Genomic DNA, 20717 nt, shown 5'->3' with positions numbered 1-20717 from the left:
AGATTTTTTCGATGGTTTTAGGTTATAATTTACACCGTGGGTGTTTTGGACAAAGAACCGGGATTAGTTACTAATTTTCAATATTTATGGGACATTTATCTTAGCAATAATGTGGCCATTATTTCAGCAATTACTGTTTGGAGTAATTATCTAGCTTCAATTACTTTGAGCCAATTGGTAATTACTGTTAAATACTCCGGTGTTAATAATTCAAAATAAGGAAATTCATTATTAACGGATGTCATAGAATGTGATGTGTTTTTTAAAGTAATGACTTTATAATTATTTGAATTGGATTTACTAATTACTTTTTCGATGGTTTTGTAACTATCCATGGGAATTATTTCATCCGATAATCCTTGAATTACCAATATGGGCTGTGTTATTTTCTCAAAATACGGTAATCCACTAAAATTCAACTTATAATCCTTTTGTACACCCTCCTCGGGAATCCATATATGCTTAAGCCAATTTTCCTTGCCGTTTTCATTTTTTATCGTAAGCAATGATTCGTATGAAATATTGCCTGCGAGATAATCATATCCTGCTTTTTGAACATTTAGAGCCCGATCAATATTAGCTTTTCCTAACAGATCGTAGTTCAAATTTTTCCAATGGTTCAAATCGCTTTCCAAAATGGTTCCACCGGGACAGCTGATGGAGACTCCAAAACCCAAATCGGGCACTTTAGACAAGATATAAGGTATCTTTATACCTCCCTGACTGCTTCCTTTAATACCAATCTCCGATAAAGGCAGTGAGGATATTTTGGAGAAGAATTCCAAGGCATTGATATCATCGGCACAAAGTTCTTCAATGGTTGCGGATTGCCAATCCCCTTCAGATTTGCCAGTTCCACGTTTATCATAATTAAAAACAGTGTACCCTAAATCTGCAAAGTATTGTGCTTCGGCATTGGTACCACTTCGGTCATTTCCTTGAGAGGAAGTCACGTAAAACAATCCCTTTTTTATTGGATTTTTAGGCTTCCATAAGGTCCCATGAAGCTTCAGGTTATTTGAAACAAAGATTAATTCCTGTTTTTCAATTAACTCCGATTCCGTTATATTATCAGGGGTCAGCTCGGTCTCAAAGGTGTTTAATAATTGTTCTGTTTCATTGGAATAAACCTTTAACTGTCCTTTGAAGTTCCGATTGTACGGCAAGAACTTGTATTCATAGGTATAAAAATCACTGATCACATAAAAATTGAGGGAGCCGTTGTCATAAGTTGTGTTTTGACAGGGTATTTCAAAAGCATTCATTGCCATACTTGAAAAAAATGCCCTTGTTTTACCTTCTATTTTCGCAAGTTCTATTTGATAATTAAAGCTTGTTTTTCCATGACTAATATTACCTTTAAAAGACTGGCCCTGTAATGTTGCCGTTAAACAAATAATTACTAAAAGTCCGAAAAATCTCATATTTATTTACTTTATAAACTTGTAAAAGTTAAGTAATAGAGTGACGGGGAACTATGAATTGCAAACCGATAATGTCAATACGGAGACCATTAATTTCCTTGGCCCAATTTATAAATATTAAATTAGGTAGATGTTGTTTTCAAAAGTCAAAAGACCAGTGACCTTCAATTAGACTTTTCTACAAAATTATTTGCTTAAGGATGGGCGGAATTTTTAATTGGAATAGATATTAAAAAATTCAGCCGTATCCTTAATATCATTAATTCCCAAAATCCAGCAAACCTCAGAGAGGTCGGAAAAGTCCATACCACCTTGTGAAATGGCCTTATTGTTGTAGCGTCCATCCTTTCCGTTATATTCATTTGAAATTTCAATAGCGAGTTCCCAAACTTCAATCAGTTGCGGATTTGTAATCTTATCCTTCCACTGGGTGTATTCTGCTGTCAGAAACCCTGGTGTCCCATTACCAACGACATTGCCGTCCGGTATTTTATGATAATCGGTGTTTTTCTTTACAAATTCAAGATCCTCTGGAGAGGTAGATTTTTCATTCCAATCAGAATGTTGCACCACATGTATATTTTCGGAGGTGTTTATTTCTGGTAAATTGGCTTGAATGGATTTAATAAGTTCTGCGGTAAAGTCTGATTGGCCCGCCTCGGCTATCCATACATCACCTTTGTTTAAGAGGGTTGCAGTAATTTTGGACCTAACTTGTTCCACTGCGGTTTGTGTATTATTATGTGCATCCGTCCAATTGTCCTTAAATGCCAATTCTAACAATGGATTGGGAGGGACGTATAAACCACTCTGAATACCATAGGTGCCTGCAACGGCGTGATAATTTATTTTAGAAAAATTGGGATCGGACATGAGGGTAAAAAAGGCAGCTATAGTATGTAGGTCATCAACATCGGTTTTACAATCATACTGTACCAATAGGAAGTCTTTTTCTATATTGAAACTATCCGCTTGCAATGCCCCATTATCCAAGTCATTACTTCTGCAGGACCATAATATTATCGCTATTATAATTAATGTTCTTGACACCATTTTCAACTATTTTATTAAGTTCCAATTTACGTAATTTTGACTAGGACCTATTCTTGTAAGCCAAATTTTTATTCTTTATATTATTGTTTCTCAATAATATAATCGGCAAAATAGTTTTGGGAATCCGTGATCTTACCAATAATTTTTAGTCCCGTATTTAAACAGATTTTTTGAATTACAGAGTCATCGTATTTACGTGAAATTTCGGTGTGGATCTGTTCCTCTTTTTTGAAAGCTACTTTCATGTCCAAACCTTTAATCTCCACCTCTTGATTCACAATACTTTTTATAGCACTTTTGGCCACTCCTTCCTGTTCGTCGTACATAGGAGTATGTTCAAATAAATCGGTATTAAAATTGGCTTCCAGCTCACTGTTTATTCTACTCAATAGATTGAGGTTAAACGCACTGGTTACTCCCTGACTATCATTGTACGCAGGTAGAACAATGTCCTTACTTTTCTTTAGATCTACTCCAAGGATAATTTTATCTCCTTTAGATAAGTTTTCACTAAGTTGGTTAAGGAAGGCATTGGCTTCCACATTTTCCATATTGCCAATATTGGAACCAAGAAACAATACCACTTTAGGAAGGGGAGAGGCCTTTAATTCATGAAGAATATGAAAATAGTCGCCTAGTTTGGGGCTTATTTTTTTCTTTGGAAATTGCCGCTGGATATTTCCTTCAATTTGATGTAGGGCTTTTGCGGAAATATCGATTGGGGTATACTGGTATTGAAAATTGCAGCTGTCCAATGCTCTAAGCAATTCAATGGTTTTGTACCCATCACCAGCACCAAGTTCTATAAGGTCGAAGCTTTTTTGATTTGTTACGCCCAAAATTTTTATGATTTCAGAAGCTTTCTTTTGAAAAATTTCAAACTCTGCATTGGTCAAATAATACTCGGGCAATTTCATTATTTCGGAAAACAGTGCAGAACCCTTTTCGTCATAAAAATATTTTGAGGACAGCCTTTTTGGGGTTTTACTTAGCCCCTCTTTAACATCTATGGCGAATTGTTTGTTCATTTTGCTAATCGTATTCCGGTATATTGCCATTGGGCACTTGGGTGAAAAAAATTGCGATAAGTGGGCCTGCTATGTTTTGGTGAAGTAGCCATGGAGGCACCACGAAGCACCATTTGATTAATCATAAATTTGCCGTTGTACTCGCCAATAGCACCATCGGCTTTTTTAAAACCAGGGTAAGGCAAATAAGCACTATTGGTCCATTCCCAGCGCTGCCCCCAATTAAGTTGGCCTGAAGCTATTTCCCACTCAAATTCTGTGGGCAACCGCATGCCTGTCCATTCTGCAAAAGCCATGGCCTCGTAGAAACTTATGTGCTTTAAAATGTCGTTTTCATTTATTTTCTGAAATCCTTTTATGGTATAATGCATCCATTGGCCATCTATCTCATGCCAATACAAAGGCATTGAAACTTGGTTTTGCCTTAACCATGACCAACCTTCATCCAACCACAAATTAAAATCTTTATAGCCGCCAGCTTTAATAAAATCAAGGTACTCGCCATTGGTCACCAAGCCTTTTTGAATCTCAAAATCGTGCAAATATACTTTGTGGACTCCCAATTCATTGTCAAAACAAAAACCTTCTCCCTGGTAACCAATAGTGTATACACCTTCTGGGATTTTCACGCTACCTGTTTCTATATTCCTTTCTTGGTCCAATAAACTAGTGTCGGAATCATAGGCAGGAAATAGTGGGTTTTGACCAAACATGTATTTGATATCACTCAGCAATAACTCTTGATGTTGTTGCTCGTGATGCAGGCCCAAAGTGACCAATTGAACGATGTCGGCATCCAACTTTTGATTCAATAATTGCCCCATGGCAGTATCCACATATTGTCTGTATGCATAAACTTCATCGGTTGTTGGTCTGGTAAGATTACCGCGTTTCGCCCTTAATACCCTATCTCCCGCATTGTTGTAATAACTATTGAACAGGAAGGGGAAATCTTTATTGAAAAGCTTATAATCCGGGAGATGTGGAAGCAAAATAAAGGTTTCAAAAAACCAACTGCTATGTGCCAGTTGCCATTTTGCCGGACTGGCGAATTCGGCTACCTGCACCACATAATCCTCGGTTTGGAGTGGTTTGCAGATTTGCTCCGTATAAGTACGAACTTCTTTGTACTGGTCCAAAATATCCATTATTCAAGTCCTTTTTTATCTGGATTCCAGAAGGGTTTGGTTTTAATCTGTTTGGTTTCCCAATGCAGTTCCTGTCTAAAAAACCGGTTCAAGGCCACACAAACTCTACTATCGCCTGCTATGTATGCCATTCTTTTACCTTTAAAAGTAGCGACTTTTTCTCGTAGCAAGGCAATGATCTCGTCGGAAGGATTTTCTGGCAATTCGTAAAAATCGAATGGGAGGGTGCCATCAACGTCAGGAAATAGGTCCTGTTTGTTTTGGCTGTACAAAATGCTTTCCACCTGTTTGTCTTTGCCTATATTTCTGCGAATTATATAAAGGTGTGATAGTGCAGAGAGATCGCCAACCATCATGTAACTTTCTGCGGAATCATCCGCTAAAAAGTTACCCTTTTTGGTTTTAAAATAAATCTTTTCGCCCACATTGCATTCTTTTATCCATTGACTGCCAATACCATTGCTGTGGGTAGCAATGGCTACATCCATATATGACTTGTCTTTGTTGATATCCCAAATGCTATAGCTTCTCATTTTGTCCTTTAGGGACAATTCGTCTTTGCCAATTCCAAGCCCCATACGTAGGAAAGAACCGGGAATAAAGTTGATCTTGCCTATGATATCGTTTTGTAGGCGAATTTTATAAGCAGCCTCGGAAAGCTTCACTTTCCCGGTGATTACAGCATCTTTTAATACTACGGATTTTAATATGGTCTCAATTAAACTCATGCCTTTGTTTTTATGAATGCTTTTTATGATAATTCTCTATCATGGCCAAGGGTGACTTATGTGGTCTGCCGGCAGCTTTCTCATAATCTGAAACCACTTCGTTGGCACCATTTCTTATGCCTTCATAAATACCTGCAATGATGGTTCCAAGGAATTCTCCCAAAGCTGCCTGGCGTTCTTTTTTGTAGTCTTCAACGGAAACGGTAGTATATTTTAAATTGGTTTTATACACCTGATTGATATATTCCGCCAATTGCGTTTGGGTGATGGCTTCTCCAACAAGATTTAGGGTTTGTCCGTTAAGCCCATCATTTAAAAGTAGTTGTGCGTAGGCAAAACCCAATTCCTCACGACTGGTATAAGTACATTTTCCGTCTGCGGCGCAGTTGGTAATTCTACCTTCTTTTACATAGGTATCCATATATTCCAAGTCGGGTTCAACATAAATGCCGTTTCTGCCAATAATCCATTGTAATCCAGAGTTGCGCACATCTTCTTCCGTTTGGCGATTGCTTTGTACCACCGGACTAAATGCCGTATTTTTTTCATCACCTACAATACTGGTGTACACTATTTTTTGAACTCCATTTAGTTTTGCGGCTTCAATTACGTTACGGTGTTGCTGAATTCTCTTTTGAGGTTGGTCCATTCCTGAAACCAGTAACAATTTATCAACTCCTTTTAAGGCTGCATCAAAATCTTCACGACTATTGTAATCGCCTTTTCTTACTTCCACACCCAGATCTATGGCCTTTTCAGGTGTGCGTGCAATGCCTATTATGTTTTCTTTACCAATTTCCTGAATCAATGCTTTTGCTATTGAAGCCCCTAATTGTCCGCTAACGGATGTTACTGCAATTTTCATGGGTTATATTTTTTTAATTTGTAATCGATATGCCATAATGCTTTCTTTAATAGGGGTTATTCTTATAATAAATCCCAAACCAACAATTACCGCATAGATCAGCCAGGTTTTATCTAAAAGAGCTACATGAAGTAAACTCAGAATTATGGCAACATACGCCAAACTTTGCAATTTTTTCCACTTCACCTTTAATCGTTTCATGGATTTTCTATTGGATGTAAACAACAAGGGAAGCAGTATAAGTACCGCTATGAAGCCAGCAATGTAGTTGGCTTGGGTAAATGTTTCCAAAAGTCCTTCGCCCCATACAAAAATGATGAAGTGCAGGATGCTCCATACCGCTGTGGCTATACCCATGGCTTGGCGTACAAAAAGGTTATTGACCCCAAATAGTATAAAGAAGGGGGTACAAGTTAATACGGCTGTCATCCATCGTACGGCAAACTCACCGGAAATGTGGTACAACATTTCCAAAGTGGATCTTCCTTCACTTCCAGCACCTTCAATCAGGCTAATGGACAACCCATTGGAAAAATCGATATTAAACATACCAAAAATGATAAATAGGGGCAATAGGGCCAAAACGGCTACAATCATCCACCCGTAGTTTCGTTTTATAAAATTCATTCTATTTGTTTGTCGTTAAAACTTCCAATTCCTTTTCTAAGGATTCGGCTTTTTCCTTATATTTTTCCATTGCCTTTTTAAGCTGAGCTACTTTTTTAAAGACTTCGGCATCTTGAATGGCTTCATAGGTAATCTGGCCATCTATTTCCTTTATTTTGGATTTGCCCCCGCAGCTTGGACAATTGGCTACTTGACTCATAGTTGTTTTTTTACAAAATTGCCATCGATTTGGCTATTTAAAAAGGTGTTGTATTAAGGACAATGATGATTCTGAAAACGTCTAAAAAACTTTTATAAGACGCTTTCTTTCAAACTCTTCTCCAATTCATAAGAATAGGATAGGTAATAGTTTCTTGCTGGAGCATTAATCTGTTGCGCCGCCAAAACTCTTAAAAGCGCTATCTTAACTTTAGTGACTTTAACTTTTTCATAGTCAGTTTGTAGTAGATAGTCGGCCAACTCTAATCCCCACTGGTAATCACTTTTTTCTAATGATTGGTTCAGTTTATAAAACATTTTTTCCTCTCCGCCTGCCAATTCAACCATATGTTTGGCCTCTTGTGATGAAGAAAGGGGATACAAGTTGGTAGGGTTACCATCAAACCAGCCTACATAGTGCAAAAATATAGAGCGAACGCCCCATGGCACAGACCCGTAAAACTCCTGTAAGTTGGGTTGCTCTATTAACGCATCGGCCAACCTAACGCTGTCAACGGTTTGTTGTAGTGTATACCCCTTGTTCATGGCATCTATGGTTTGTTGGTATACACTTAAGATAGCTGTTGAGTAGTTTTTTAAGTTGCTATGGACAATAGTTTTTCCTGAAACTGGACGGGTATGCCCCGGCACAAGGTATTCCACAGGGTAGGTACTCATTTTTCGAATGGATTCGCCCCATGATTTTACATCCCTATATTGAGAACCCCGAATAGCATAAAGGTTTGGAAATGATTTGTAGTAATTATCTCCAGCAAATAATGTTTTCAGATCGGGAATCCAAACAAAGAGTTCGTCATTTGTTTCCCCGTCAGCGGCATGCAATTCAATATCTATACCGGCCAGGTTAAGGGTTATAGAGTCTTGAAATGTAAGGTTAGGTGCAATATATCCTTTTCCGGCCCTATCGGTTGGGGTAATACCTGGGGCCACACCTCTGTTAATGATATCTTTAGCAGGTAAATCGCGTCCAAATTGCCGTATGTTTCTCTGTTTTAATATGGGCTCTACCGGAGAATGCTCCTGCAACTCATCCTTAAAACCTTCCCGTGCAATGATCTTTACGTCTTTGTTATTGCCTATAAAAGCTGATGTGCCCCCAGTATGATCCAGATGGCCATGTGTATAAATTAAAGCTTCTACAGGTTTATCGGTTATGTTCCGGAACTCTTCCGCTACCTTTTCCGCTGCACCCAAGGCACGTAGCGCATCGATGATCACTACCCCTTGTTCTCCAATTACCATAGAGGCGTTGGAACCATCATAGCCTACGGCCACATATACCTTTTCGTTCAGTTTGATGATTTCCGGAATAAATTCGGCATTCTGACTTTTTAATTTGGTGATATTCGGATGTTCTTGATCCTGCACTTGGGATGTATTTTGATTGGGTGAATTTTGACATGCCGGCATCAAAATAATTCCCAAAACAAGGAAAGCACCTCTTAATATTGTTTGGTATTTTAATGTTTTAAAAGAGTATGTAGCCGCTATTTGACTTTTCAATTTGTTCATCTTAATAGATTTAATTTGAAGACTTGTTTAATTCCTTACAAAATTATCACTACTGATGACCGTGGGAAAGGTAAATGTTTTGCTAAAAATGGTAAAAGTGAAACCAAAGTTTTAGGAGCTACCTAAATTAATTAGTGCTAAGGTTATTAGATGTTAGACCTACAAGATTTAATGTCGACAAAAATTCATGTTGCTAATTCAAACCAAAAGCTCGATAAATATATGGGTAAGAAGGTTATACTCGATAGCCAAATTTTTATAATTCAGCTTTGAACCGTTTGGGTGTCGTGCCGGTTTGTTTTTTAAAGAATTTGGTAAAATTGGTCATTTCGTCAAAACCTATGGCATAACCTATTTCCTTTAAACTTGAATTTGTACTGGCTATGGCTCTTTTTATTTCAAGGGTTACAAAATCATCAATAAAATGTTTGGCCGTATTCAAGGTAAATTCCTTTACGATCTGGTTCAAATGTTTGGTAGATATCTGCAGAATTTTTGCATAGTCCTTAACATTGCGGGTTTGTGTATGTTGTTTTTCCACCAAATTTTTGAATTCTAGAAACAAGGGATAGTGTTGATAGCTTTTCTTGTTTTGATCCGCGGTTTTGGAAAGACGTTCCAATCTCAAAAGATATAACTCCAGCATGGCGGCTACAATATTTCTTTGTGCGTAGGTGTTGTGGTCATCCAACTCCGCAAGTACATTCTCTATGAAAGCTTCATTTAAATTACCTCCTTCAACCAGTGGTTCATTAATATGATAATTATAGAGATGGGAAATAAACTCAATGGAAGATTTGGAAAAATAATTCAGTACAAATTCCTCTGTAAATAAAATTAGATATCCATCATAATTGGGGTTTTCCTGAAAAGCATGCACTTGACCTTTGGCTATTTTTAATACGGTCCCTTTTTTTATAGGATATTCCTTCAGGTCAATCTGGTGACTTCCCATTCCATCCAAAATGATCAACAAGGCAAAAAAGCTCACCCTATGTGGCAGGTTGGGATTATGATCCAACCCCTCCTTAATTTTGGCAAATAATTTGGGTAGATGAAGGAACTCCAACTCTCTTTCGTTGTCATCGCTCTCGAATGATATGTTGGGGATTGTTTTCACAGGGTTAAGTAAATGATGGATTTGGTTTTAATAATTCCCAATATAGGAAATATTCATAATTGTCCATTTACAGCCTTGAACTCTCTTGCCATATCCAGGGGCAGATGATGCTTTAGTACACGGTATTGGTATAAATCGCAATTGTTTTTTAACCAAATGGTGTTCCAATGACGTGAAAGACTAGATCAAAGATAATGTGTGACAGAATAGCGATGAATAATCCCCGTTTCCAAAATATCCACCCAAATGTTGACCCCGTTATTAAGTTTCCTATCATTGTTATACCAATGGTAAAAGGCGTTGGCTCCACAAAATTCTTTGACAATGGTAGATGAACAAGGCCAAATACTATTGCTGAAATTATAATGCCAGTCCATATCATTTTATTCGACGGAGTATCTGCTTTTTTCAAAAATTGAATGACCGTAATTATTAAAGACATCAAACCTAACCTGAATATTATTTCTTCGCTAATTCCGGCCGAGAATGACACAAGGGCATAAAAGGGCTTGGATGGGCGTGTTAGTTTATGCGAAACTGGATAAAACTCTTTTTGCACTTCAAATAATACCAGTAGGAGTAAGGCTACTATTGTTGCTAATAGAATACTTGAAAGTAAGGCTTTCCAATGTAATGTTTTGTGCGTAGGCTCCTTGGAAAAAAAACTGGCCAGTAGAGGAGCTCCCAGATTGGCTCTTGAAGAAACCCATAAACCAATAAAAATCAATATTGTACCCAAAACAAGACTACTAATGCCAATGGTCAACAGCTCATCATAAATTGATCCCTTCAGATTAAGGTTTGCCATACCGGCCTCCAATTTCAATCGTTTGACTTCCCTACTAAAAGGTATGTTTATCAAGGAACCAAGTATGAAGAGAATTAGTAAGGTTATTGCAATTTGCCACCGATACCTTTTCTTCCCTTCCTTGTCCTGGACGATTGATAATGTAAAAAAATCTTTCAATTTACTTTGGTTGCCCTAATACAGTTTTACATTAAATGTGAGCGTTTTGTAAATATACATGCAGCACTTTAATTTTTCAATATTATTTTTTCGATGGCATAATTATCCATCCTGTTTTGGACATGTTTAGAGTTTTCCAGCATTACTACTTTTTTTAAGGAAGGGAAAATCTTATTTGCTCGGTTTATCATTTTTGTTCCAGGAAACATTATATCCCTTTTAGCTGCAAACAGGGTAATCGGAGTACTTATTTGTGAGGCCTCTTCTTTGGTTATAACGGGAACAGGAGTAAAATCCATTCTAAATTGAATAAAGACTTTTGCTAAATATTTAAGAGCAAAATTATCTGGCTCGGTAAATAGGGTTTTTAAAAATTTTTCAAGGTATTTGACCTTTTGTGTTTTTATATAAAGCTTCATAGGAAGAAACACCCTGAATAATAGAATTAGTGGATTTCCATTGACTATAAAAGCAGGGGCCGACAAAAATACTTCCTTGATATTTTTTTCATTCTGAATCAAAGTTTTTAGTATGATCAGTCCCCCAAAGGAAAAACCGGCCATGGTAACATTATTAAGCTTTAGCTGATTTATAATATCATTGATCCATACGCCATAGCTATTGTCTTTCATACTCAATCTAGTTTCAGCACTTTTATTTGGTTGGGCAAGCACATCTATGGCAAATACTTGAAAATCTTTATACAGATTGGGATATGTTTCTAAAGCTATGGGAGCACAGCCATTTGAACCGTGTATCAACAAAATTGGGGGTTTTGTTGAATCTCCTGCTATAATGATATTGGTTTTCCCATATATAGTTTCAATAATTTTGTATTTATAGGCTATTTCTAAATCCCTTAGTTTTTGCTCATAAAGATTTATAATTTGTTTTTTTCCTTCTTCGGATCTGAATAATGATTTCATTTCGTAATTTTAGGACAAATTTACTAATAATATTATTTTAGGACAAGTTTACTAATGAGTATAAAAAGGAAATTGATTTTGGAAGCCGCCAGGACTTTATTTAACGAAAATGGCTATCATAATGTCACCATAAGAATGATAGCCTTAAAAATGAAAATGAGTTCAGGAAACTTAAATTATCATTTCAAAAAGCGGGAGGATATTTTTGAAGTCCTCTACTTTGAAATGGTTGAAGAATTTGATCAAAGGATAGATGTGTTACCGAATACCGAGGTATCCATTGAACAGCTTAGAAATGATGTTGAGAGCAGTATGAAGAGAATGTTGGATTATACCTTTTTTTGGACAGATTTGTACAACCTGCTGTCCATAAGCGATAGGGTGAGGGCACATTTTCAAGAGGTTTATAAAAATAGGATTGGTGGCTGTTTCTTCCTATTTGAAAAATTGAAACAAAAAAACTTGATGAGGGAAGCATCATTTGAAAAGGAATATAACTTTTTAGCAGAAAGAATGATTAATTATGGTAATACTTGGCTATATTCCAGTCGGCTTTACTCAAATAAGTTGGATGCCCATAATATAGATTATTACGTTAATACCTACTTAAGTATATTATTTCCCTTTCTTACATCTCAAGGGAAAAGCGAATTTCAAAATTTATTGCCAGAGCTTTTTGGGTGATGTACCATTGTTTGTTTTTTGTTCCGCTCAATAATTTTTATTCCAAACCATTTAATAGCATAAACTAAAATGGCCATCCAGGCAATTGAAGTCAGTACTCCTTTTAAAACCGTAAAGGTACTTGATAATAGGACGATGGTTTCCGATATCTCGATTGATTTCGTAATCATTAAAATAACACATATATTTTCTGCGTAATCAAAGATCATCGCCAAGAACGGAATAACCAACAGTATTGATGTTACCTTACTAGTTGTTTTGGTTATTTTAAAAAGTCGAAACAAAAGGCTACTTAAGAATAGCGCCATTAGAAAAGGATACAGTACATCCAATAAGCTTAATTGCGGAAAAAGGTAAAGGGCTGTAGTCTCATTGTTCAAGTTGTCCACAATTGATTTCGCTACGGAAACATCATATCCAAAGGTTTGGAGATCGAAAACTTGGGTTCCAATTTGATCATTGATCACCGGCAAAGTAAATACCATCATCAGGAGCAGGACCAAGTGACTTGCAACGAATGAAATACAAATTTTCTTTACTGAGGAAGTTTTTAGGAGCAAGGAATTTAGAATTGACATAATGAATGTTTTTGATTAAAAATCAAAGGTTGGCAATTCATCGGAAGATTCCATTAACAAATGATAAGCGTTAAGATTGTGTTCTTAATCTGCTTAAAGAAATTGTGGTTATCCCTAAATAGGAAGCTATGTCAGAATGGGGTACGAGGTTTTCTATATTCGGAAAATTATCTCTCAGCAGTAACAACCTATCCTTACCTTTAAGGGAAGCCAAGGCTATTTCTTTTTGAACTTTTCCCATTAATTCATTTCTTAAAACCGTATTGCCGAAATGTCTGATTTCCAGATCTTCCACCATTAATTGTTCAAACTCATCAGCATGGATAGTCGCTATTACAGTATCGGTCAATGCGCGTATATTGATAATGGATTTCCCGTCTTTATGTCTTGTTGTACAAGGGGATATTATTGAGCCCGACATAAAGAATGAAATTGTTACATCCTCTCCCTCGGGAGTGTATAGAAAACTTTTACAGATTCCCTCAAGGATAAAATACTCCAGGTTATTATTTTGGCCAACAGCGGTAATTAGTTCTCCCTTTTTTACATCAATGTATTCCGCTAACTCTTGGATTTTTGCCAATGATTTACTCGAAATAGGGGCTACGGAGTTAATAATTGCACTAAGCTTTTGGTACATCTCTAAAAGTTAAAATAATGGCCTTACACCTTAATAATATAATTTGAAGTGGTTTTAACGTCTGGACTGGTAAGTTGTAAGATAACATTATTTAAAAAACTAACCTCTGAAAACCCTTTATTTTCGCATTAATTGTATTCAGTGTATTCCACATTTCTCTCCTTAGGATAGGGGTTGTTCATCTCTCAATTCCTCCATTTCAGCAAGGGCCAAGTCGAGCTTTCCCAATATTCCCCCATAAATCGTTTTTATATCCTTACTATGAATTGCCTTACTGAAAACGCCCATCAGAACAGCCGCAATTATTATGATAATCGTGGTATAGATATGTAGTCCGAACACTAAATCATTTGAGTTGGCTGCGACCATTTCCCGCTTGCCTGCAAACATATCGGAAAACCAAATCCCAAAGTAGAAAACAAGAATTAAGACAGGATATACTACCCTATACATTTTTCCATACCGATCTATGGATTTGGATATCCAATCCTTAAAGGATTTTAAAAAAGTATAACTGCTTTGCCCTCTATCTATTTTTTCCAAAGCCTTTAATTCTTGGTAAGCGGTGTATGCAACCCAGAACATCATAATGAGTACAATACTACCGGCAAGCAAAGCTCCTGCAAAATAGGACCCAATAAACAGGAGGGAAGAGCCAATGATAATTCCCCATATATTGATCAAGAACATTTTTTGGAATTTATCGATGATATAAATCGACTTCTTGTTGTAAATGTCGTTTACCTTGGGAGCAATTAATGCATCCCTATTTAGGAAACCTTCTTTCCAAATGGTTTCAATTGATTTTTCCATCTAAGATTTTTTTTAATCGTACTTTAATTCGTTTTATCCGGACCCCAATGTTATTAGGGTTGGTGCCAATGATATCTGCAATTTCCTGATAGGTTTTTTCTTCCAGATAAAGCAAAATCACGCCCCTGTCCACCTGGGACAGTTGTCTAATTGCGGCATAAAGCTGCTCAAGGGAATCGTCGATAAAAACACGTGGCTCTTCCGATATATCTGAGGGTAGTTTATCCGAGGCTATACGCTGACGCTTGTTTTTCTGTTTCTTCAACAAGGTCATGCTTACATTAAGAGATAGTCTATATACCCATGTAGACCACTCGGAACGAGCCTGAAAGTTGTTTCTGCTTTTCCAAATTTGTAAACACACCTCTTGATAGTAATCTTCAAAATCTTGCTGTGTATTGGTATATGCCCTGCATATCTTAATGATAATTGCGGCATACGGCAAAATGGAAGATGTATAAAAATCGTTGCTCACTCTTCTAGTTTGTTGGCTTGATTAAAGGGTATTATATCATCTTCCCTGCATCCTTGGCCTGCGAATCCAAATTACGTCCTATGACCAGGCCGATTAGCATTCCGAGGGCAATACCGAACGATATACCCAGAGTCCGCTCAAAATTCGAAAGTACTACTATTCCGAAAACAATTCCAAATGATGATCCCAATCCTATACCCAGGTTGGTGTAATATCCTTTAGGGGTTAAGGAAAAAGTATCCTTCAAATATTTTTGAAACTGCTTTAATGCTTTTTTATTATTTGTTGTATTTGCATTTAAATGAAGAACATCTAGTTGCTGTTCAATAGATTGAATTTCAGCGTCCAACAGGTCACTGTTCTCTAAACTTGTCAATATCTGAATGAACTTTCGGTAAATCTTAATTTCAGACTTTTTAGTCGTTTTGGATTCCAAATTTTTGAAATGGTCAAGTGCATTTTGTAGTGTCATTATTTTAATCTTTTCTTGGTTAGTGGCTAAAGACATAGATTATTACACCCTATGGATGTTTTTTTTAAAAATATGTGCGTTTTACTGGAATAACCCCAACCAATGGGTAGTGTAATAAGGGAGATGTGGGCAATTTAAGAACAACTTCTTCTACACTAATAATTCCGACTGAATTTCCAAATTTCTGAAATAAAATATTTGCGTAGTTAAATGACTTCATATATATTTGTAGTCAAATAACTTCATAATGAAATTAAGAAGAGACATATTTCAAGCAATTTCAGACCCAACAAGACGAGCGATATTAGTATTGCTCACTTCGCAAGCAATGACAGCAGGAGCAATTGCCGAAAACTTTGATGCAGCGAGACCTACCATTTCAAAACACATACAAATTTTGAACGAATGCGATCTTGTAGAAGCAAACCAACAAGGTCGGGAAATCTACTACGAACTGAAAATCGAAAAAATGAAAGAAATCGATAAATGGTTGGAACAGTTCAGAAAGATTTGGGAAAACCGTTTTGACCAACTTGACAATTTATTATCAACTCTTAAAAACAAAAAAAATGAAAAATAATTTGCAATTCGACTTCATTGTCGATAACGAAAAAAACACGCTTTCCATTGTTCGTGAGTTCAATGCAGAAAGGCAATTGGTTTGGGACTGCTACACCAAACAAGAACTGTTAGACCAATGGTTTGCACCAAAACCATTTACAACCAAGACCAAATCAATGGATTTTAGCAATGGCGGACATTGGCACTACGCCATGGTTGACCCTGAAGGAACAGAGTATTGGGGTTACACGGAATATCACGATATAAATCCCATTGATTATTATCGTACAATCGATGCATTTTGTGATAGTGAAGCTAAAATCAATGAAGACCTTCCAAGAGCAAAATGGCTCGTGGCTTTTAACGATAAAGGCGAAAATTCTACCGTTACCACTGTTGTTACCTATGATTCACTAAATGACCTCGAAACAATTATAAATATGGGAATGGAAGAAGGAATGATAGCAACGCTTGAGAAATTAGATGAACTACTGGCAACCTTAAAGAAATAAGACAATGAAAAAAAGCAAAATAATTCCAAACTTATGGTTTGACGGAAACGCAAAAGAAGCCGCTGAATATTATGTTTCAGTTTTTCCTAATGGCAAAATTTTAAATACTACTTATTACCCGAAAACAGAAGCCGAAGGTTTGGCAGAATTTCAAAAAGACTTCGCAGGCAAGGTTCTCACGGTTGAATTTGAGATTTTAGGAATGCGTTTTATAGGGATCAATGCTGGACCACAATTCAAGTTTAATGAATCTGTGTCGTTTATGATAACCTGTAAAGACCAAACAGAAATCGATTATTATTGGGACACGCTTACGGCCAATGGTGGCGAAGAAAGTGTGTGCGGTTGGCTTAAGGATAAATACGGTTTGAGTTGGCAAGTTTGTCCTGAAAATTGGGAAGATTTGACCAAAAAACCAGGAGCTTTCAAGGAAATGATGGGAATGAAAAAAATTATCATTTCTGACTTTTGAGTAAGGCAATAAAAGGTATTAAACCTAGATCCCGCCGAAAATGGCGGAATTAGTTCAACTTGCTATTTTAAGTGCGTCTTGCTGACTTCTCAAAATAGAGTTTCACTAATAAAAACTGCCAACAATAACGTATATATCTCATCTCTAATCATTTGACTAATCGAAATTAAGGTATATTTGATATATCGCCAAATTTTTAAATTTGGCTTTTTGCGTCAATAAGGAAAAAGAAAAATTCAAAAATTCGGCTTGTGCTTAACCGATAAGCCTGTACCTTTTTACACGCTACGAGCCATATACAAAACCGATGTGCCCACACTTCCGTCTTGCTCCTCACAAAGACCATTTTTTGGCTATATTTTATTTTGCTTAAAAGTTAATTAGGAAAGATGATGTCGCCATATTAATATAGAAAAAACCAGAAATAGAATACCTGCCATAGAATTCTTAGAGCACAATTATTTGTTGTTACATTTCTTATATAATTGGTTACATACGTGGCATATATAAATAATCCCTTTAGTTAGTTTTGATTATGTAATCAGAAATCATCTAAACGCGAGATCATGAAAACAAAATTTCTATTTATTCTGTCCATTTTTTCCTTAGTAATTATTGGCAATTCCTGTGCAAGCGACAATGAAGCTTGTCAAGAGGATCCTGAAGTTTGTGCCTGTTTAAACAACCCTCTAAGATGTGTTTCCCCCGTAGGTACCAATGAGGTAGCGTCGGACTCCCTCAATGCTGTATCCAAACTCCCCCTTAGAAAAGAGTAAAATATTCCAAGAAAAAACGCTTTTTAGTAGATAGTTAAGTTCATATAATTTAAAAATATGAGCACCAAACTACTATTTTTCTCCTTGAGCCATTTTTTTATGGATTTGGTAGCGCAACTAATATGCTTTTCAATGGCATTTTCCGAGATGTCCAATTGGGGAGCTATTTCCATGTGCCTGTACCCAGATTTCTTGCTGAGCAAAAGACTTCCCTATTTTTCTTAGGTAGTTGATCTATTGTCGATTCCAAAAGTTTCATTCTCTCTTCAAGAATGGATTCATCCTTTTCTACAAAATACATAGGGACAGTATATTTGAGTTCAGATAGTACAATTTTACCTTTTATATTTTTCGGAATTCCTTTAAAAAGGTTTTATAGTCGGATCGATATAGGGAGTTCTCTTAAGAAGATTTCATTAGTAGTGTATCTTTTTTAACCCAAATTTTTACTACAAATTTTTTACCATAATGGCATTTTATGATAATCATAATTGCCAGCTTGTTCATTGATCTTATTTTCAAAAAAAGTGTAATCTCATTTATATAAATGCTCAAATTGTGCACTTGGTAATTGCAAAAACTCATTATTTGGCAACTATTATGGTATGTTCGGGATTCATACGATTCTGGAAGACGCACTTAATCGCAAAAAAGATGTTATATTGGCTGGAAACTTTTATGATTTCAATCCAGGCATGATTGGACAGGATACGAGCTATGGGGTATTGCTACCCAATAGGGGTAAAAATATATTCAAGGCCGTTCCCAATTCTAAAAGAGGTATTCAGATAGAAGGTCTAGTCAATAGTATGGATTGGATAACCTCGGCAGACGGTTCAACTAATTTGGTCGTTGTGAAAAACAATGAAAGGGTAAAAAATGAAATTAAACATCAATTTATGAAAATCAATAAGCAATTATTTTATTCAGTTATTTTCTTGACGACTTTTTTGTCTTCCGCTCAAAAGTCCGAGACAACAGATCAAATAGATCTTAAGAATTGGAAGGCGGTCAAAGCCGAAAATCAAAGACATTGGTCTGTAGTAGATAATGTGGTTATAGGAGGCGATGGGGTTGAAAATATTCCCCGGAACACTTACCTGTATTCTGATAAGGAATATGAAAATTTTGAATTTCGTTGCCTTTTCCGTATTACCGGAGACCATGGTAAAGGCTTGATCAACAGTGGAATTCAATATCGTTCCATTATTAAGGATAATAAGATTATCGGCTACCAGGCAGACATAGGCAAAGGGTATTGGGGCGATATTTATGATGAGCACCGCAGGGGCAAACTTGTAGGCGGTGAACTCGGAACCCTAAAACATATCCTGAACGAGGAAGGATGGAACAGTTACATTATTAGATGTATAGGGAACAAGCATGTAACGTATATTAATGGGGTTAAAACAGCCGAATATATCGAAAAGGATCCCAATATTCCGTCAAAAGGAGTTATCGGCATACAATTGCACAGTGGGGGAAATGCCAAGGTAGAATTCAAACATATTACAATCACGGAGCTTTAAAAGAATTAAATCATAAATATTTAGGGATTACACATGAAAATTAAAAGGAAACCACTTTTATACGGCTTGGTCTTGGCCTTAAGTTGCTTGGGATGCAAGGAAAAATCGGATACCGCCAGTTCGGGGGACAATAAAGGAAGCGATTATCCTACCCTCAACAAAAAAACACATTCGTCAAGGACGGCAATACTTTCGCCGGAAAAGGAATTGGCGGGCTTTAAGGTACCTGAAGGCTTCGTGGTAGAGTTGGTGGCCAGTGAAAAGGACGGTGTGGTGAACCCCATCCATATGGCATTTGACGATGCCGGTAATTTGTGGACGCAGACTGCGGAGATGTATCCCTTGGATCCGGTATCCGATATCAAGTGGCAGGATTTGCTAAAGTTGATGGACGATCCTGCAGCCCAGGAAAAAGACCCTAAATTTAAAAGAGTTTTGGACCTGTACCGCGGGAATACCAAAGGAAAGGATAAAATTTTGGTACTTTCCGGACTTTACGGAAAAAGTAAGGTCAAGACCAATGTCTGGGCAGACGGACTTGCCATTCCACAGAGTATATTGCCCTATAAAAATGGTACCTATGTGGCCCAGGGATCCGAACTGTTCTTTTTGGAGGATACGGACAATGATGGCAAGGCGGACAAGCGCACGCCTTTGTTCACCGGGTTTGGCTATACCGACACCCATACCATGGCCCATGTTTTGGTCCGTGGCCCGGGAGATTGGATACATTTTAGTCAAGGCGCCCTGAACAAGGGGGAAGTGAGCTCACTTAAAAGTGATGCCAAGATACGTCTGGACTTTAGCAAAATTGCACGTTTCTCCCTGGATGCGAAAAAGATAGAACTGGTAAGTTCTGGATTGAACAATATCTGGGGCTTCAAGTTAAGGGGCAATGGCCAATGGTATGGAATGGAAGCCAATGATCTAGGGTATTCGGTTGTGCCCATGGAACCTGGAACAGGTTTTCCCGGTATAGGTAGGGAACGTCTAAGGCCCTACCAGCCATGGATGCCGGAACTGCACAAATTCCGTGTTGGTGGGACGGGTATGTCCGGTGTTGCCTTTTCGGACGATCTGGAGGGATCTTTTCCCAGTGAATGGAAAGATGTGGCCTTTATTGCCAATCCCATAACCAGTGAGATAAATGCGGTAAAAATTCTGCGTAATGAAGATGGCTCCGTTAGTGCGGAACTTCTTCCAAGTTTCCTGACCTCGGATGATGATTGGTTCCGGCCTGTGAATATGGAATTTGGCCCTGATGGCTGCCTTTACATTGCCGATTGGTACAATAAAATTGTTTCCCATAACGAGGTGGCCACATCGCACCCGGACCGGGACAAATCCCATGGCCGTATCTGGAGGATCAGTCATAAATCCCAAAAACCAAAGAAGATCCCCAATTTCTATGAGGTAAAAACAAGCGACCTTGTCGGGTATTTAAAGTCGCCTTCCATCTGGGCAAAACGGGCTGCATGGCACCAGATCACGGATCGCCCCATTGGGGAGACCGGGGCATTGGCCAAGGAGCTCGTACTTCTGGCTTCGGACAACCAACAGGACGAAATTACCCGTATCATGGCCCTTT

Annotated in this window: 25 protein-coding genes; 8 read left to right on the top strand and 17 right to left on the bottom strand. The window is 37.4% G+C overall.

Translation table 11 applies throughout. The features are described 5' to 3' along the window. Positions 1-146: 146 nt before the first annotated feature. From BUA60_RS10095 to BUA60_RS10040, 12 genes are all read right to left on the bottom strand, one after another. Positions 147-1424: an alpha/beta hydrolase family protein gene (locus BUA60_RS10095; RefSeq protein WP_072861670.1), complete on the bottom strand. Its 1278-nt coding sequence runs from the start codon at positions 1422-1424 to the stop codon at positions 147-149. 213 nt (positions 1425-1637) lie between these two features. Next, positions 1638-2477, bottom strand: a complete 840-nt coding sequence (locus BUA60_RS10090) for a hypothetical protein (protein WP_072861669.1) — start codon at positions 2475-2477, stop codon at positions 1638-1640. Between the two features lie 80 nt (positions 2478-2557). After that, a complete protein-coding gene (egtD, locus tag BUA60_RS10085; RefSeq protein ID WP_072861668.1) occupies positions 2558-3505 on the bottom strand; it encodes an L-histidine N(alpha)-methyltransferase in 948 nt (315 codons plus the stop codon). Beyond that, positions 3502-4653, bottom strand: a complete 1152-nt coding sequence (gene egtB, locus BUA60_RS10080; RefSeq protein WP_072861667.1) for an ergothioneine biosynthesis protein EgtB — start codon at positions 4651-4653, stop codon at positions 3502-3504. The genes egtD and egtB overlap by 4 nt, the downstream gene beginning before the upstream one ends. Further along, positions 4653-5381 carry an SIP domain-containing protein gene (locus BUA60_RS10075; protein ID WP_072861666.1) on the bottom strand — a complete coding sequence of 243 codons (729 nt, stop codon included), beginning with the start codon at positions 5379-5381 and terminating at the stop codon, positions 4653-4655. Before BUA60_RS10075 ends, egtB begins: the two co-directional genes overlap by 1 nt. Positions 5382-5391: 10 nt before the next feature. Next, positions 5392-6246, bottom strand: a complete 855-nt coding sequence (locus BUA60_RS10070; RefSeq protein WP_072861665.1) for an SDR family oxidoreductase — start codon at positions 6244-6246, stop codon at positions 5392-5394. 3 nt (positions 6247-6249) lie between these two features. Continuing rightward, entirely contained in the window at positions 6250-6873 is a 624-nt protein-coding gene (locus tag BUA60_RS10065; RefSeq protein WP_072861664.1) for a ferric reductase-like transmembrane domain-containing protein, read from the bottom strand. A 1-nt stretch (position 6874) separates the two neighbouring features. Continuing rightward, complete coding sequence (locus BUA60_RS10060) at positions 6875-7072, bottom strand: hypothetical protein (RefSeq protein ID WP_072861663.1); 198 nt, start codon at positions 7070-7072, stop codon at positions 6875-6877. 92 nt (positions 7073-7164) lie between these two features. Continuing rightward, complete coding sequence (locus BUA60_RS10055; protein ID WP_072861662.1) at positions 7165-8604, bottom strand: alkyl/aryl-sulfatase; 1440 nt, start codon at positions 8602-8604, stop codon at positions 7165-7167. A gap of 256 nt (positions 8605-8860) precedes the next feature. After that, positions 8861-9724, bottom strand: coding sequence for a helix-turn-helix domain-containing protein (locus tag BUA60_RS10050; RefSeq protein WP_072861661.1), 864 nt, complete (start codon positions 9722-9724; stop codon positions 8861-8863). 148 nt (positions 9725-9872) lie between these two features. After that, entirely contained in the window at positions 9873-10532 is a 660-nt protein-coding gene (locus BUA60_RS10045) for a CPBP family intramembrane glutamic endopeptidase (protein WP_143153165.1), read from the bottom strand. Positions 10533-10759: 227 nt separating this feature from the next. Beyond that, positions 10760-11617: an alpha/beta fold hydrolase gene (locus BUA60_RS10040; RefSeq protein ID WP_072861659.1), complete on the bottom strand. Its 858-nt coding sequence runs from the start codon at positions 11615-11617 to the stop codon at positions 10760-10762. Between the two features lie 54 nt (positions 11618-11671). Between BUA60_RS10040 and BUA60_RS10035 the strand changes: the two genes are divergently transcribed. After that, the gene (locus tag BUA60_RS10035; RefSeq protein WP_072861658.1) at positions 11672-12301 is read left to right on the top strand and encodes a TetR/AcrR family transcriptional regulator; all 630 of its coding nucleotides are present in this window, start codon (positions 11672-11674) and stop codon (positions 12299-12301) included. Here the strand turns inward: BUA60_RS10035 and BUA60_RS10030 are convergent. The 5 genes from BUA60_RS10030 to BUA60_RS23190 form a co-directional block, all read right to left on the bottom strand. Next, a complete protein-coding gene (locus BUA60_RS10030; RefSeq protein ID WP_143153164.1) occupies positions 12271-12879 on the bottom strand; it encodes a hypothetical protein in 609 nt (202 codons plus the stop codon). The genes BUA60_RS10035 and BUA60_RS10030 overlap by 31 nt on opposite strands. A gap of 70 nt (positions 12880-12949) precedes the next feature. Then, complete coding sequence (locus BUA60_RS10025) at positions 12950-13519, bottom strand: Crp/Fnr family transcriptional regulator (protein ID WP_072861656.1); 570 nt, start codon at positions 13517-13519, stop codon at positions 12950-12952. A 162-nt stretch (positions 13520-13681) separates the two neighbouring features. Next, positions 13682-14332, bottom strand: coding sequence for a hypothetical protein (locus BUA60_RS10020; protein ID WP_072861655.1), 651 nt, complete (start codon positions 14330-14332; stop codon positions 13682-13684). After that, complete coding sequence (locus BUA60_RS10015; RefSeq protein WP_072861654.1) at positions 14316-14807, bottom strand: RNA polymerase sigma factor; 492 nt, start codon at positions 14805-14807, stop codon at positions 14316-14318. Before BUA60_RS10015 ends, BUA60_RS10020 begins: the two co-directional genes overlap by 17 nt. Positions 14808-14838: 31 nt before the next feature. Further along, positions 14839-15279: a hypothetical protein gene (locus BUA60_RS23190; RefSeq protein WP_218587920.1), complete on the bottom strand. Its 441-nt coding sequence runs from the start codon at positions 15277-15279 to the stop codon at positions 14839-14841. Positions 15280-15526: 247 nt separating this feature from the next. On the opposite strand from BUA60_RS23190, the gene BUA60_RS10005 reads away from it, so the two are divergent. The 7 genes from BUA60_RS10005 to BUA60_RS09980 all read left to right on the top strand — a co-directional run. Then, positions 15527-15859, top strand: coding sequence for a metalloregulator ArsR/SmtB family transcription factor (locus BUA60_RS10005; RefSeq protein ID WP_072861652.1), 333 nt, complete (start codon positions 15527-15529; stop codon positions 15857-15859). Next, positions 15849-16352 carry an SRPBCC domain-containing protein gene (locus tag BUA60_RS10000; RefSeq protein WP_072861651.1) on the top strand — a complete coding sequence of 168 codons (504 nt, stop codon included), beginning with the start codon at positions 15849-15851 and terminating at the stop codon, positions 16350-16352. Before BUA60_RS10005 ends, BUA60_RS10000 begins: the two co-directional genes overlap by 11 nt. 4 nt (positions 16353-16356) lie before the next feature. Continuing rightward, positions 16357-16824 (top strand): VOC family protein, encoded by a 468-nt coding sequence (locus BUA60_RS09995; RefSeq protein ID WP_072861650.1) that lies wholly within the window; start codon positions 16357-16359, stop codon positions 16822-16824. 566 nt (positions 16825-17390) lie between these two features. Further along, positions 17391-17600: a hypothetical protein gene (locus tag BUA60_RS09990; RefSeq protein WP_072861649.1), complete on the top strand. Its 210-nt coding sequence runs from the start codon at positions 17391-17393 to the stop codon at positions 17598-17600. A 57-nt stretch (positions 17601-17657) separates the two neighbouring features. Next, the gene (locus tag BUA60_RS23025; RefSeq protein WP_178346987.1) at positions 17658-17825 is read left to right on the top strand and encodes a hypothetical protein; all 168 of its coding nucleotides are present in this window, start codon (positions 17658-17660) and stop codon (positions 17823-17825) included. 380 nt (positions 17826-18205) lie between these two features. After that, positions 18206-19129 (top strand): 3-keto-disaccharide hydrolase, encoded by a 924-nt coding sequence (locus tag BUA60_RS09985; RefSeq protein ID WP_218587919.1) that lies wholly within the window; start codon positions 18206-18208, stop codon positions 19127-19129. Between the two features lie 33 nt (positions 19130-19162). Next, positions 19163-20717: DUF7133 domain-containing protein (locus tag BUA60_RS09980; RefSeq protein WP_218587918.1), on the top strand; the 1555-nt coding region annotated here is incomplete at its 3' end.

The organism is Arenibacter palladensis (genome assembly GCF_900129275.1).
Classification (GTDB): domain Bacteria; phylum Bacteroidota; class Bacteroidia; order Flavobacteriales; family Flavobacteriaceae; genus Arenibacter; species Arenibacter palladensis.
The sequence above is the reverse complement of the archived record's forward strand: the minus strand, read 5'-3'. Positions and strand labels throughout refer to the sequence as shown.

Excerpts from the sequence above, each read along its gene's own strand:
- BUA60_RS10095 (WP_072861670.1), bottom strand. The coding sequence starts at position 1,424 with ATGAGATTTTTCGGACTTTTAGTAATTATTTGTTTAACGGCAACATTA.
- BUA60_RS10090 (WP_072861669.1), bottom strand. The coding sequence starts at position 2,477 with ATGGTGTCAAGAACATTAATTATAATAGCGATAATATTATGGTCCTGC.
- egtD (WP_072861668.1), bottom strand. The coding sequence starts at position 3,505 with ATGAACAAACAATTCGCCATAGATGTTAAAGAGGGGCTAAGTAAAACC.
- egtB (WP_072861667.1), bottom strand. The coding sequence starts at position 4,653 with ATGGATATTTTGGACCAGTACAAAGAAGTTCGTACTTATACGGAGCAA.
- BUA60_RS10075 (WP_072861666.1), bottom strand. The coding sequence starts at position 5,381 with ATGAGTTTAATTGAGACCATATTAAAATCCGTAGTATTAAAAGATGCT.
- BUA60_RS10070 (WP_072861665.1), bottom strand. The coding sequence starts at position 6,246 with ATGAAAATTGCAGTAACATCCGTTAGCGGACAATTAGGGGCTTCAATA.
- BUA60_RS10065 (WP_072861664.1), bottom strand. The coding sequence starts at position 6,873 with ATGAATTTTATAAAACGAAACTACGGGTGGATGATTGTAGCCGTTTTG.
- BUA60_RS10060 (WP_072861663.1), bottom strand. The coding sequence starts at position 7,072 with ATGAGTCAAGTAGCCAATTGTCCAAGCTGCGGGGGCAAATCCAAAATA.
- BUA60_RS10055 (WP_072861662.1), bottom strand. The coding sequence starts at position 8,604 with ATGAACAAATTGAAAAGTCAAATAGCGGCTACATACTCTTTTAAAACA.
- BUA60_RS10045 (WP_143153165.1), bottom strand. The coding sequence starts at position 10,532 with ATGGCAAACCTTAATCTGAAGGGATCAATTTATGATGAGCTGTTGACC.
- BUA60_RS10040 (WP_072861659.1), bottom strand. The coding sequence starts at position 11,617 with ATGAAATCATTATTCAGATCCGAAGAAGGAAAAAAACAAATTATAAAT.
- BUA60_RS10035 (WP_072861658.1), top strand. The coding sequence starts at position 11,672 with ATGAGTATAAAAAGGAAATTGATTTTGGAAGCCGCCAGGACTTTATTT.
- BUA60_RS10030 (WP_143153164.1), bottom strand. The coding sequence starts at position 12,879 with ATGTCAATTCTAAATTCCTTGCTCCTAAAAACTTCCTCAGTAAAGAAA.
- BUA60_RS10025 (WP_072861656.1), bottom strand. The coding sequence starts at position 13,519 with ATGTACCAAAAGCTTAGTGCAATTATTAACTCCGTAGCCCCTATTTCG.
- BUA60_RS10020 (WP_072861655.1), bottom strand. The coding sequence starts at position 14,332 with ATGGAAAAATCAATTGAAACCATTTGGAAAGAAGGTTTCCTAAATAGG.
- BUA60_RS23190 (WP_218587920.1), bottom strand. The coding sequence starts at position 15,279 with ATGACACTACAAAATGCACTTGACCATTTCAAAAATTTGGAATCCAAA.
- BUA60_RS10005 (WP_072861652.1), top strand. The coding sequence starts at position 15,527 with ATGAAATTAAGAAGAGACATATTTCAAGCAATTTCAGACCCAACAAGA.
- BUA60_RS10000 (WP_072861651.1), top strand. The coding sequence starts at position 15,849 with ATGAAAAATAATTTGCAATTCGACTTCATTGTCGATAACGAAAAAAAC.
- BUA60_RS09995 (WP_072861650.1), top strand. The coding sequence starts at position 16,357 with ATGAAAAAAAGCAAAATAATTCCAAACTTATGGTTTGACGGAAACGCA.
- BUA60_RS09990 (WP_072861649.1), top strand. The coding sequence starts at position 17,391 with ATGAAAACAAAATTTCTATTTATTCTGTCCATTTTTTCCTTAGTAATT.
- BUA60_RS23025 (WP_178346987.1), top strand. The coding sequence starts at position 17,658 with ATGAGCACCAAACTACTATTTTTCTCCTTGAGCCATTTTTTTATGGAT.
- BUA60_RS09985 (WP_218587919.1), top strand. The coding sequence starts at position 18,206 with ATGTTCGGGATTCATACGATTCTGGAAGACGCACTTAATCGCAAAAAA.